At 46.5% G+C, this 11,045-nt stretch carries 9 protein-coding genes; all 9 read right to left on the bottom strand.

The window, feature by feature from the left end; translation table 11 throughout:
• Nucleotides 1-175: 175 nt before the first annotated feature.
• Nucleotides 176-481, bottom strand: coding sequence for a PAS domain-containing protein (locus ACETMN_RS04700; RefSeq protein ID WP_036672654.1), 306 nt, complete (start codon nt 479-481; stop codon nt 176-178).
• Between the two features lie 71 nt (nt 482-552).
• Complete coding sequence (locus ACETMN_RS04695) at nt 553-2,511, bottom strand: methyl-accepting chemotaxis protein (RefSeq protein WP_411736399.1); 1,959 nt, start codon at nt 2,509-2,511, stop codon at nt 553-555.
• 517 nt (nt 2,512-3,028) lie between these two features.
• Nucleotides 3,029-3,886: a MetQ/NlpA family ABC transporter substrate-binding protein gene (locus ACETMN_RS04690; RefSeq protein WP_091016079.1), complete on the bottom strand. Its 858-nt coding sequence runs from the start codon at nt 3,884-3,886 to the stop codon at nt 3,029-3,031.
• Nucleotides 3,887-3,932: 46 nt separating this feature from the next.
• The gene (locus ACETMN_RS04685) at nt 3,933-4,604 is read right to left on the bottom strand and encodes a methionine ABC transporter permease (RefSeq protein ID WP_091016081.1); all 672 of its coding nucleotides are present in this window, start codon (nt 4,602-4,604) and stop codon (nt 3,933-3,935) included.
• Nucleotides 4,601-5,410 carry a methionine ABC transporter ATP-binding protein gene (locus tag ACETMN_RS04680; RefSeq protein ID WP_091016082.1) on the bottom strand — a complete coding sequence of 270 codons (810 nt, stop codon included), beginning with the start codon at nt 5,408-5,410 and terminating at the stop codon, nt 4,601-4,603. Before ACETMN_RS04680 ends, ACETMN_RS04685 begins: the two co-directional genes overlap by 4 nt.
• Before the next feature lie 131 nt (nt 5,411-5,541).
• On the bottom strand, nt 5,542-7,845 hold the full coding sequence (locus tag ACETMN_RS04675; RefSeq protein ID WP_091016084.1) for a PQQ-binding-like beta-propeller repeat protein: 2,304 nt from the start codon (nt 7,843-7,845) through the stop codon (nt 5,542-5,544).
• 101 nt (nt 7,846-7,946) lie between these two features.
• Complete coding sequence (locus tag ACETMN_RS04670) at nt 7,947-8,741, bottom strand: energy-coupling factor transporter transmembrane component T family protein (RefSeq protein WP_091016085.1); 795 nt, start codon at nt 8,739-8,741, stop codon at nt 7,947-7,949.
• Nucleotides 8,716-10,293, bottom strand: coding sequence for an ABC transporter ATP-binding protein (locus ACETMN_RS04665; RefSeq protein WP_091016087.1), 1,578 nt, complete (start codon nt 10,291-10,293; stop codon nt 8,716-8,718). The genes ACETMN_RS04670 and ACETMN_RS04665 overlap by 26 nt, the downstream gene beginning before the upstream one ends.
• Entirely contained in the window at nt 10,294-10,887 is a 594-nt protein-coding gene (locus tag ACETMN_RS04660; RefSeq protein WP_091016088.1) for an ECF transporter S component, read from the bottom strand.
• Nucleotides 10,888-11,045 lie beyond the last annotated feature (158 nt).

Genomic DNA, 11,045 nt, shown 5'->3' with positions numbered 1-11,045 from the left:
CGACTTCAGGATTTCATGCATTCAATGAATGTTGTCAGATTCATGGTCGCAGTTCCCCAGTACACAAATCATAGTATGCCGGACTCCCTTATTCAATTGAAGATATTGACCATTTTTTTGAAAATAATTACTACTTTCAGCTAACATACCCTTATCACCAAACAACAATTTTTTTTCATGAAAATTCATCATTAAATATGCTGATATAAAAAAGAGAATCATCCAAATGAACCGATGTAATCGTAACTTGGGCTTCCCACACTTCCTGATCGGCCTTCATCAGTTTGGCTACGCCGGACCAGGTCTGATTTCCTCTCCAGTGGGTATCCATTAGCAATCGGGCAGGCTGACCTATGGTGCTCTCCCGTGAGAATCCTGTTTTGGTTACATAAACGGAATTCACATCCAGAATCACACCCTCCTCATCTGTAATCATGACCGCATCCGTTAGCAGTAAGAAGGCTTTGAGTTCCAGTTGCATGGTTGTCCACTCCCTCTAATGAAACATGATGTGATGCTGTCCCTGTGTGATACTCTCTTCTACGATCCCGTTTAATACTTAAACTGTCTAATCAGGCGCTGCAGCTCTTCAGCCAGGGTAGACAAGCCACGAGCCGATGAAGAAATCTGCTCCATCGCTGCCAGTTGCTCCTCTGAGGAAGCGGCCACTTCTTCGGAAGTTGTGGCGTTGCCAGACGCAATGCCTGCCAACTCATTGGATACAGCTGATACTTCCTGCACACCTGCTGTGATCTCTTGCGACGTGGCAGCAATCTCTTCAATCTGAGGTGTCGTTTCCCGCATGCTATCCAGAATACGTTCAAACTTCCGAATCGCTTCTGTAGAGATGTCCATGCCCTCTCCAACCTCTGAAGTCACCTTCTCCATCATGCGAACGGAAGCAGCCATATCTTCCTGAACCGCCGTAGTCAGCACGGTGATTTCATTGACGGACTGCCCGGATTGCTCTGCCAACTTGTGAACCTCTGCTGCTACAACGGCGAATCCATTGCCATGTGTACCTGCACGAGCAGCTTCAATGGATGCGTTCAGCGCGAGCAGGTTTGTCTGTTTGGCTATATTTCCGATTAACTCCGTGATCGCTGATATTTGGTGTGATCGTTCATATAACGCCTGAATCAATTGATTTGTCTGTTCTACCGTCTCTTGAATCGATTGCATCTGACTCACCGTCTGCTTGACGGTGTTGCCGCCTTCTTCTGCTTGTACGGTTATATGTTTCGCCAAATCAGCGACATGTATGGAACGTTCGGCGATTCTTGTAATACCAATCGTAATTTCATTCATGGCCTGATGGTTATGTTCAATACCTTCGGTCTGTTTCTCCGCACCACTTGCAATTTCCTGAATGGCTCGCGCTACCTGCTCACTGGCTGCACTGGTTGATTCCGCACTCTGAGTCATTTCATCCGATGAGATGACTACCTGACTGGCGCTGTTCTCCACATTTTGAATCAGCACACGCAGATTGCTCTGCATTTTGCCAAAGGCATCACTCAGTTCACCAATCTCATCATGGCTTGTGCTAGTAATGGTTTGGGTTAGATCCCCTTCACTCACCTGGATCGCCTGATCCTTCAACTGACGAATCGGTTTAATGATGGATCGCATCACAAGCAAGATAATCACAATACCAACGACGAGGCAGGAGACAATAACAATAATCATTCGATTCAAAATTGGTGCAGCCGCATCGTCTACCTCAGAAGAGAACATGGTCCCAGCGACCTTCCATCCGGTAGATGCATTTGTAGCGTAATACATCACTTTATCCGTTTGATCAAGGGAATAGTTGAAGTTGCCCGATTCATTCGCATACACCGGTTTCCAAAAATCCTCTGTTGCATCTGTTCCGGGTCCTACCGTGGGATGGTAGATATACTTTTCGCTGGTATCCAATAGAATCAGATACCCCTGTTCACCTAATTTAATTCCGCTAACCAATTGACTAATGTCCAACAGATCGAGATCCAGTTGAACCACACCAGATTGGTCTTCCAGTGCCTTTGCAATCGTAATGGTGATCTCTTTTGTTTCGGTAGAAATATAAGGGTCTGTAACAATGACCTGCTCCGGATTTCTCATCGCTTCCGTATACCAAGGTCTCACTCGGGGATCGTAATCTTCAGGCATTTCTGCATCAGAGGACATCAGATACACACCTGCCTCTGTGCCTACACCTATGGTGATGATATCTGTGTTCTGCGTTGCATACCCCTTCAATTCGTTCACAACCCGAACCTCGGCATCTTCTTGTCGTAATTGCTCTGCAAGTGTATTCGCATAGTATTCAATGTGGTTCCGCTTGGCATTGATCGAAAGATCTATCGTTGCACTGGCAAGGTTCACGTTTTCCATCGCGCTATGTAAAATTTGCTTCTCCACTTCATCTTTCGCACTGTTATACGATAAAAATCCAATACTTAACGAAGGAATGGCTAAGAAAGCAACAAAGGACACCACCAGCTTGGTCTTAAAGTTCTTATTCATCTTGTTGAACCAGGTCGATTTGCTATTTTTTTGGGACAATTTACTCTACCTCTTCCAGATTAATTTTAGTTTTACTTGGTCTACGTATAAGTTGAACTAGAGATTATTTACACTTGCCACTCCGTTAACAGAACAACCTTCCAATCGTTAAATGATTCATACAACTTATATAGCTCTTGTAAAGCTCTCACAGATTGTAAACTATCTTTTTAAAAAACCAGGTCTCAATTCTTGTAAAAAAAACACTTTTTACACTAAAAACTTGAACAAATCTCTTAGTATATAATTCTATGGCCACGTGGTTTATATAATTAAACGATATATTTGACACATGTGTCAAATTAAAATAACTATTTTCAAACAAATTATACGAAAAAACTATTAAATAAAGTGTTCCGGGGATATGACCAAATTGTTAACTTTCTAAATACTTATTAATAAGCATGCAGATGACAAAAAAAGATCCAAGCGTTATCGCTCAGATCTAAAGGTTATTTACATTGGACCAACGTATTCTCTATTCAAATGCCGGGATCGCAATATCTGCATATTTCTCTTCGAAGAAGGCTTTGACCTCTGGACCCGCCATACGTTTAGCCAGCTTCTGGATCGCTTCGGAGTCCTTATTATCCTCACGAGCAACCATGGTGATCGCAAAATGGGAATCATCCTTCTCGGTTAACAATGCATCCTTTTTCGGTGTAAGACCGAGCGGACTGGCATATGCCGGTGTCATGGCTACCAGATCAGCATCATCCATCATACGAGCCAGCATCAACAAGTCCACTTCCTCAAACTTGAAGTTCTTTGTATTCTCGGTGATGTCTGCCTGTGTGGCGTTAAAACCTACGCCCTCTTTCAGCTTAATCAACCCGTTCTGCTCCAGCATCACAAGAGAGCGACCAATGTTGGAAGGATCGTTTGCAATTGCAATCGTTGCACCTTCTGGCAATTCCTCAATCGTTTTGTACTTTTTGGAGTAGCCGCCATAGATGGCATTATAGATAGGCTGTACAGCCACGAGATTGGCATTGTTCGCTTCATTATACTGGGTCATGTAAGGCACGTGTTGGAAGAAGTTTGCATCCACTTCCTTGTTCGCCAGTGCCGTATTTGGCTGGACGTTATCTGACAATACAACAACTTCCAGATTGACGCCATCTTCCTTCAAAAGCGGTTTAACAATATCCAGCACATCTGTCATCGGTGGAATCAACGTAGCTACTTTCAACGTAACTTCTTGTGCAGCTTGTGTGTCTTCCTTTGTTCCTTCAGCCGCAGGTGTTTCTTCTTTTTTGCCACAAGCAGCTACAACCAGCATTACTGCAAGCAACATAAGCATCATCTTTACTTTCATTTCATGTCTACCCCTCATCGTATAATCTGTATTGGTTATTCGTAATAATGCACGGTCCGACCGTTCAGGATCTGCGATCCAGCCAGTGGGACAGTCTGCTACCTGTGAATTGGATCATCTGTACCAGGATAATCATAATGATGATCGTAAATACCATAATCTCCGTTTCGAAGCGCTGATAACCGTAGCGAATGGCGAAATCACCAACCCCGCCGCCACCTACAATACCCATCACCGTCGAGTAAGAGATGAAGCTAATCGTAGCTGTCGTGAGTCCCAGTACAAGACCAGATCGTGCCTCCACGTACAAGAATTTCACCACGAGTTGCATCGTCGATGCCCCCATGGAAGCAGCAGCTTCAACCACTCCCCTCGGTACATCCAGCAACGCTTGTTCCACCAGTCTGGCGTAGTAGGCAATCGCAATGACCGAGAGTGGCACGGTTGCCGCTAGCGTACCGATGGACGTTCCCACAACAATCCGTGTGAATGGAATCATGAATACAACCAGCAGTAAGAATGGAAACGAACGAATGATGTTGACGACACTACCGAGTACAAAGGACAGCGTTTGATTCTGATACCGTTGTCCTTTCCGGAATAAGTATAGCAGAGTACCCAGAGGTAACCCGATCAGAACAGCTGCCGCAATGGAGATGCCCACCATGACAAAAGTCTCTCCAATCGCCTGCCATATCTCATGCTGATATTTCAGCACAGACTCAGGTAACCTCATGACTTGTCCTCCTGTTCTGCCTGACGGAACAGAGACGAACCTGTCATCCCGTATTCGTCACCCGCAAGCAAGGAGGTCAGCAGATCAGGCTGCGGAGCGGGGATACTGCTCACTTCCGTTTTAGACAACGTACGAACGAGTCGCCCATCCTTCATGACGGATATCCTGTGACATAGTCTGCGAGCCACTTCCATCTCATGCGTTACTACAACAATGGTCACGCCCAGCGTTTCATTGATATGTCGCAGCACATCCAGGATACCGTTCGTGGTCTGTGGATCAAGCGAAGAGGTTGGTTCATCACAGAGTAGCACATCCGGACGACTGGCCAGCGCTCGCGCAATCGCCACACGCTGCTTCTGTCCTCCGCTAAGCTGAGCAGGATATTGATCTGCCTTGTCTTCCAGTCCAACAAACCGCAGCACCTCAAGTCCGCGTTCGACTCGCTGTGTACGGGACATCCCTGCCAGTTCCAGCGGCATACAGACATTGCCACTCACCGTTCGGTTACTGACAAGATTGAAGTGTTGAAAGATCATGCCAATGGACCTTCGTGCAAGACGCAGCGTGCGCTCATTCATCTGGGTCAAGTGCTGCCCATTCACAACAACCTCACCATCATCCGGCTTTTCCAGTCCGTTGAGCATCCGCAGAAGTGTGGATTTGCCTGCACCACTCGATCCGATGATGCCATGTATTTCTCCTTGTCCCACTTCGAGGGACACCGAGCTTAATGCTTCGAATCCCTGATCTGCACGGGAACCGCGCTCGATATAACGTTTGCTTACACCATATAATGAGATCATGGAGAGTCCTCCCGTGAATGATCATGCATGGTTCTTCAAGAACACATGAAGAAAGCCCGCACAGCCGATAACCGGAGCGCGAGCAATCCTGTTCATTTATAATAAATCAACATCCCTGATGAGACAAGCTTTTAAGGTGAGATTGCCTCCTGAAGGCGGCTGGCTTCATACACGCGAAAACGTCCGTTGGACGAACCCACATACACTTCATTGCCGATCCGGTTGATCGTTCCATTCTTCGCATCCCGGTCGCGATGCTCCGGGTTTCCCATCACCACGTCATGTACACGACCTAACAAGGCTCCATTGTTTTTATTCAATACCAACCAATTCTCATCCATGGGCAGCAGCAACTGATCATCAATGACCAGATAACTTCCCTGATTCGTCGGATGCCTTAGTGTTGCAATCGCATCTTTGGCATTCCAACGTGTCTCCCCCGTTTTATAATCCACTGCCGCCGGATAGCCATTCTTAATCACATACAACTGATCCTCTTCCACCAGTCCTCGTTCAATCTTGCCCTTGAGCGTCCAGCGTGTTTTGCCTGTCTTGGCATCATACAGGGTGGTTGTAAAATCTTCATATTCTCCGTAATGATCGCCGTTTTTGTTCTCACGGATCAACACCATGCCATCATTCAGCTCCTCAAATCTCTGTCCTGCCCGAGCAGGAAATTGGGCAAGCTTTTTCCCCGTGTTCAGATCAAGCAGAAGCCACTGATTGTCTAGTGATAGCCATCTTTCAGCATTCGTGGTTGCAAAGGGATCCCGACGTTCGATTCCATCAAAATATGGATCATTCACAAATTGTTCTATGGTGGATCGTTTGGCCTTCAAGCTCCATACAATTCGGCCCGATTGCGGATCGGCTGCAACCAGCTTATTCTTTTCCCAATACAACACATAGGGGTCATCTGCACTCTTGTTCAATAATTCATAACCCGTAGCCAGTTTTCGCGTCCACAATGTTTTTCCATTTGCACTGTCCAGAACCGTTAACCAACTGTTGCTTGAGCTCTCAACAACCGGGTTATCTACAACCACAACGTTCTTCGCAGCAGTGATGCCATTTAGTCTAAAATTTTGCTTAGGAGTATACGTCCACATGACCTTTCCGTTCTTCAAGTTCAGATGACGAATACGATCCACGTATTTTTTCTTATCAGGGTCATAATCGGTGTAGATTGTAACGTTTTTGCGCTCTGCATCCACCTGTGCCTGCTGTCTTCCAAAGCCCCCATTAATCCCCCATAATTGCTGGCCCGAATGTCGGTCAAGAGCATATATGGAACCTTCGTAGTAATCCCCGCTAAATCCACCGTCATCTCCTTTCATCAGGAGCACATCATCCGTGGCTACTTGTAAAAAAGTGTAGTTAATATCCCCCTGGTTGGTCCATACCGGTTTCCAAGGGATTGTCGTTGGCAGTGTTGTGCCATAGATTTTTGTTGTGAACCCATATTCATCCGCCCGACTGATGTTCCAATCGGAAACAACAGCATTTTGATTATCCTGTGCTAAATTCCAGCGTGTTCTGACCAGTCTGCCATTCTTGTTGAATGTGACCAGAAATTGCGCATCTTCCCGCTCATATCTCCAGGTCTGTCCAATACTCATTGAATAACCCGTGAAATTTAGATTGCTTGAACTCTCTTTCCAATCCGGCTCGCCTAACCACCCAGCCACTTGTTTGGAGGTGGTTGCCTTGTTCAGCTTAATATCTGTCAGATGGCGTATAACCGAAGTTGGCAGCGATGTATCCTGTTGGAACCAACCATCCGCCACATTCATCCGCTGTTCTATAGCCTGTGACTTGATCCAGAAGAGTCCTGGCCGATACGTGAAGGATTCTTTATTCCAGACTCGTGGGGCAATGGAGACCCCATACCAGCCTTTCCACTTTGCAACAATAACAGCCTTATCTGTTAGCGCTTTCTCACTAGACCAAGTTGTAGAACTATCCGGAGCCAGATACAGCTTACTGCCTGATCGGAGCGTGAAGTTTTGGGGAGCTGTTTCCGTCATGCTTCTGCTCTCCTTCAGGGCATACCAACTTGGCAGCCAAAAGTCTCCATGATCGGATGACTTAAGCTGCACCCACTCGCCACGAACCGATGCCAACGTATACTTCTCGTTTTTTGTTGTATAGTATTCAATCTTCATTTGGTCAGGAGCCACACTGCTGTCCCTCCTGTTTTGAAACAGGGGGATATCATTCATGAGCGTAACGGATTCTCCTTGTTTATAGGCCGACTTTGTTGATAAGGCTTGGGGACTTACCCCCAAAGCTTGGGGCGTTGTAACCGAAGCTTGTCCTCTAAGCACTACCTTTTGTGAATCCAGCAGCATCCATCCCGTCAACAGCACAGCTGTTAATCCAGTCATGGTAATCCATTTGTACCCCGTTCTCTGCCAGCCAGGACCCGTCTTCACTCTCGTTCATCCCCATCCATTAGAAGTTATTTCCAATAGAGACGCAGTAAAAAGGAAAAAGTTACCGTTTACCTCAATATATTTCTATCTATCTCCCAATATTACCTTACATCCACCATCGCAGCATGATAAGGAAAGGTAACCCCGATGTAATAAGCAGCTGTTAAGGTGAGCATATAATAAAATACAAACCACAGATCAGCTCGCGAATAGCCAATCTGAATGTAATATGTTCGGCTCGCGCCATCCGTAAATCCTTTCGCTTCCATCGCTACCGCCATTCGCTGTGCACGGCGAATGCTCTGTGCCAGCAGCGGAATAGCGTAACGCTTGAGTGTACCATACACGTTCCAGCGAGAGCCACGTTGCTGTGTTCCACGAATACGAATAGCGTAACGGAGCGTCTGGAATTCATCCAGCAAAATCGGGATCATGCGCATTGCGGCCAGAAAGCTATAGGCATATTTTGCGGGAAGCCGCCACTGCTGCATCAGGGAATAAAACAGCCGTACTGGCTTGGTCGTGAGACCAAAGAGTAACCCAGCCGCGGCCATAGTCAGCGAGCGAAAACCCAAGTGTATACCGCGATAGAAACTCTCTTCGGTTATGTGGATCAATCCCCACTTATACCATGTGGTCTCACCCTTACCAAACATCATCATGCCTGTAGACGTGGAGATAAAAACCAGAATAAATGGTGATGCATACAGTATCAATCTGTACCACGGATGACCTGTCCAGCACAGTAATAACATCATCGCCACCGCAACATTGGCCATTACATTCAGATTGTGAATGAGGATAACGATGACAAACATCATCGTCAGAATGATCATCTTTAATCCCGGATTGACGTTATGAAGCCAAGTTTCACGGTGAGGAAACGACAGTTGCATCAGATAACCTCCCCTCATCCACCGTCCAGATTCGGGTGCAATATCTTTTTACAATTTCACGATCATGGGTAACCATAACAATGGCTGTTCCCTCTCTCCGCAATTGCTCCAGCTGTGCTAACATGGCAAACGTATTGCGGGCATCCTGTCCAAAAGTGGGTTCATCCAGCAACAGAATTCGCTGCTCTCTGACCAATGCGGATGCCACGCTCAAACGTCGTTTCTGCCCCATCGATAATTGATAGGGGTGGCGCTCGGACAAGTCGACTAGTCCAAATTGATTTAACATATGAGTAGTTCTGGCATGTCTTTCTTCCGTTGTAAGCCTGCCCCCCAGCAATGAGAATTCCACTTCTTCCGCGACGGTGTTGGTTACAAATTGAAACTCCGGGTTCTGAAATACAAACGCGATTCGATCTGCAAGCTGTTCCGTTTTGCCAGAAGGCTGACTTTCCACCTCATAATGACCTGTTGTTTTCAGGATATTCATCAGAGATAACAACAATGAACTCTTGCCTGCTCCATTAGCTCCGACAATACCAATCCAGTCTCCATGCCATACCTTGGCCTGCTCCACCTGAATGAAAGGTGTTTTCCCACGCCATCCGGTGAACTGCTGCAAGTCCAGTGCAGGCTGATAGGCGGGTGATACAGGTAATATGGATGAGACGTGAGATATGGGGGATATACCCGGTGTATCGGATAAACCAGACGATTGCTGTGCTTCCAAACTTGAGATGCCTTGGTCCACACACAATTGAAGCTCTCCAGAAGCACTTCCCTTTTCTTCTTTTGTTGCCCTCTCCTGCTCATGCTCTTCCCACACGCCTGGATACCAGATTCCATAATCCCTCAACTTGCTCCGTTCATCCGTGAATACCTGCTGTGCTGGCCCATCCGCCACAATCTTTCCTTCAGGTGATAAGACAATGATGCGGTCGACCATATCCACAATCTCGTTTATTTTGTGTTCAACGATGATGATCGTTTTGTCACTGGCGATCCGTTTAACGGTATCCCACACTTGGGAAGTACCCTCATCATCCAGCAGTGCAGTGGGTTCATCCAAAAACAATACCTCCGGGTCCATGGCAAGCATTGAAGCAATCGCGAGACGCTGCTTCATCCCCTGAGACATGGACTGGATCAATACACGATTCTGTTCAAAGGATAACCCCACTTGTTTCAGATAATATTCAATCAGCCCTGGCATCTTTTCACGCGGAATATTTCGGTTTTCCAGAACAAATGCGATCTCTTCATCCGTAAAGGACATACAGAACTGGGTATCCGGATCCTGAAAGACTACTCCTGCTCTGGCGGGAACCTGAATATCATCACATTTCATCGGAATTTCAACTGAACGTGGAATTAAACCGCTCAGAATTTGCAATAACGTCGATTTACCGGAGCCGCTTGGGCCAAGCAACAGCACTTTCTCCCCTTGACGCACAGAAAGAGACAAGCCTTGAAATACCAAGGCTTTCTCTCCCGGGAACTTGCATCTTAGATTTGTCACACTTACCGCTTGCGAATTCCCCTCTACGCTCATCTAATCCAGCGCCTCATAATCTTGTTTGGATACTGGTCTGATTGAGCGTGTTACACCGGTCAGTTCCAATGCTTTGGCGAGATAATAAGCAAACACTCCTGCAATCAAGATGCTTCCGATGAAGCGGAATCCGATAAATAACGTATAATTCCAGGCCGAGAGTGAATCAATATACCCGTACTGATAATCCAGCAAAAGCGAAGCCGCTGCGGCTCCTATGGCTGCAAGACAGGTGACAAACAGGTTGGTTTTACGATACAAAAATGCGGCGAAGAATATCTCGGCTCCCAATCCTTGCAACAGACCGTATACAAGTGTGGACATGCCCCATTCACTGCCCAGAAAAGCACTTACCGTTGAAGCCGCAACCTCGGCTAGAATAGCCACGCCAGGTTTACGAATGATAACAAAAGCAAACGTGCCCGCCATAAACCACATGCCGTAGATCATCTGCTCCGCATGAACACCAAAGGGTTTCATCAAGTCATATGTAGGTCCCCATATCTTGTAGATCACCCCAAACACTACTGCGATCACGATGGTTACCAGAATATCCGTTAGTTTCAATCGCTTGTTGCCTGCTGTTGTTGCCATGTTCTCTACGTCCTTCCTTTGTTCCCTGTGGGGGTTGTAAAAGTGTGTGTTCAAAAAGACTGGTTGAACAACCTCTAAAAATAAACGAAAAAGCCTCCCCGGTTCCGGGCAGGCCTTACGTACAGTGTACAATCCTCACAATGATGTATTGGGTGGAT

Origin of the sequence: Paenibacillus sp. M2 (assembly GCF_046713495.1) — a bacterium.
Taxonomy (GTDB): domain Bacteria; phylum Bacillota; class Bacilli; order Paenibacillales; family Paenibacillaceae; genus Paenibacillus; species Paenibacillus amylolyticus_B.
Note: the sequence above shows the minus strand (reverse complement) of the source record. Positions and strands in the feature narration are given on the sequence as shown.

What these genes read in the sequence shown, in the direction of transcription:
- ACETMN_RS04670 (WP_091016085.1), bottom strand. Translation starts at nt 8,741, where the DNA reads ATGCAACTGTCGTTTCCTCACCGTGAAACTTGGCTTCATAACGTCAAT.
- ACETMN_RS04690 (WP_091016079.1), bottom strand. Translation starts at nt 3,886, where the DNA reads ATGAGGGGTAGACATGAAATGAAAGTAAAGATGATGCTTATGTTGCTT.
- ACETMN_RS04700 (WP_036672654.1), bottom strand. Translation starts at nt 481, where the DNA reads ATGCAACTGGAACTCAAAGCCTTCTTACTGCTAACGGATGCGGTCATG.
- ACETMN_RS04685 (WP_091016081.1), bottom strand. Translation starts at nt 4,604, where the DNA reads ATGAGGTTACCTGAGTCTGTGCTGAAATATCAGCATGAGATATGGCAG.
- ACETMN_RS04660 (WP_091016088.1), bottom strand. Translation starts at nt 10,887, where the DNA reads ATGGCAACAACAGCAGGCAACAAGCGATTGAAACTAACGGATATTCTG.
- ACETMN_RS04665 (WP_091016087.1), bottom strand. Translation starts at nt 10,293, where the DNA reads ATGAGCGTAGAGGGGAATTCGCAAGCGGTAAGTGTGACAAATCTAAGA.
- ACETMN_RS04695 (WP_411736399.1), bottom strand. Translation starts at nt 2,511, where the DNA reads ATGAATAAGAACTTTAAGACCAAGCTGGTGGTGTCCTTTGTTGCTTTC.
- ACETMN_RS04680 (WP_091016082.1), bottom strand. Translation starts at nt 5,410, where the DNA reads ATGATCTCATTATATGGTGTAAGCAAACGTTATATCGAGCGCGGTTCC.